Genomic DNA, 1,939 nt, shown 5'->3' with positions numbered 1-1,939 from the left:
AGCCGGTTGTGGTTCATCGATCAATTGTTGGGCCCCTCACCGGTGTACAACATCCCGGTCGCGGTGCGGCTGAGTGGGCCGCTGGATGTCGAGGCGTTGAGCGCGGCGCTGGCCGATGTCGTGGCCCGCCACGAATCGCTGCGCACGATTTTTACGGCGCCGGAGGGGATTCCGCATCAGGTCGTCTTCGAACCCGACGACGCCGATTTCGGTTGGCAGGTCATCGATGCCACTGAATGGCCCGCGACCGAGCTTGAACAGGCCGCCGAAGGGGTGGCCCATCACCTGTTTCAGTTGGCGGCCGAAGTCCCCCTGCGGGCGCGGCTTTTCCGGGTTTCGGACGATGAGCATGTGTTGGTCGCGGTTGTCCACCACATCGCCGCTGATGGCTGGTCGATCACCCCATTGATCCGTGATCTCGGAACCGCCTATGCCGGGCGCAGTGTGGGGCAGGCCCCGGACTGGCGGCCGCTGGCTGTGCAATACGTCGATTACACGCTGTGGCAACGGTCGCAATTCGGTGATCTTGACGACCCGCACAGTCGCATCGCCGTCGAGCTCGCTTACTGGCAGGACGCGTTGGACGGTCTGCCGGAGCGGTTGGTGTTGCCCACTGACCGGCCGTATCCGCCCGAAGCCGATAATCGCGGGGCCGCGGTGGTCATCGAGTGGCCGACTGAACTACAAGAGCGGGTAGCTCGGGTGGCGCGTGAGCACACTGCGACGAGCTTCATGGTGGTGCAGGCGGCGCTGGCGATACTGCTGTCCAAACTCAGTGCGAGTTCTGATGTGGCGGTTGGGTTCCCGATCGCCGGGCGTCGTGATCCTGCACTCGATGAGTTGGTCGGCTTGTTCGTCAACACGTTGGTGCTCCGGGTTGATCTGGCCGGTGATCCCACGTTCGGCGATCTGCTGGGCCAGGTGCAACAACGCGCCCTGGCCGCCTACGAGCATCAGGATGTGCCCTTCGAGCTGCTGGTCGACCGCCTCAACCCGGTCCGGTCGTTGGCTCATCACCCGTTGGTGCAGGTGATGTTGGCCTGGCAGAACTTTGGCGGGCGCAATAGTGATCCGGCCGCCGCGCTGGGATTGGCGGATCTGCAGGTGTCCGCGTTACCGATCGAGACGCGCACTGCCCGACTGGATTTGTCGTTCTCGCTGGCCGAACGCTTCACGAAAAGTGGCGAGCCCGCGGGCATTTCCGGTGAGGTGGAGTTCCGGACCGATGTGTTCGATGCCGCGAGTGTTGAGGCGTTGGTTCGGCGCTTGGAGCGGGTGCTGGCGGTGATTACCGCTGATCCGGCTGGGCGGGTGTCGTCGATCAATGTGCTTGATGAGCGTGAGTTCGGCTATCTGGATCGGGTCGGTAATCGTGGGGTATTGAGTCGGTCCGCGGGTATGTCGGTGTCGGTTCCGGAGTTGTTTGCGGCTCAGGTCAAGGCTGATCCGGATGCGGTCGCGTTGACGTCTGGTGATGGGTCGCTGAGTTATCGGGAACTTGATGAGGCGTCGAATCGGTTGGCACACGTGCTGGTTGAGAGTGGTATCGGTCCGGGTTCCTGTGTGGGGTTGATGTCGGAGCGGTCGGCTCGAGCGGTCACCGCGATCCTGGCGGTGCTCAAGACCGGGGCGGCGTATGTGCCGATCGATCCCGCGCTACCGGGCTTCCGGGTCGGGGTCGTGCTCGCCGATGCCGCGCCGGTTGCGGTCCTGACCACCGCCGGGTTGCGGTCGCGGGTCGATGGTTTCGGTGTGGTGGTCGTCGAAGTCGATGACGCTGCTGTTGACGGCCAGCCTGTCAGTGCTTTGCCGGGGCCGGCGCCGGATGATGTCGCGTACCTCATGTACACCTCGGGTACAACTGGGACGCCCAAGGGTGTGGCGATTACGCATCGCAATGTGGCGCATTTGGTGGAGTCGGCGCCCGAAGGTCTTCCTG

At 63.9% G+C, this 1,939-nt stretch carries 1 protein-coding gene; it reads left to right on the top strand.

Translation table 11 applies throughout. The features are described from left to right. On the top strand, window positions 1-1,939 hold a 1,939-nt coding region (locus AB4Z42_RS28315), incomplete at both ends, for a condensation domain-containing protein (RefSeq protein ID WP_442012566.1).

The organism is Mycobacterium sp. 2YAF39 (genome assembly GCF_052114565.1).
In the GTDB taxonomy this organism is placed as follows: domain Bacteria; phylum Actinomycetota; class Actinomycetes; order Mycobacteriales; family Mycobacteriaceae; genus Mycobacterium.
Note: the sequence above shows the minus strand (reverse complement) of the source record. Positions and strands in the feature narration are given on the sequence as shown.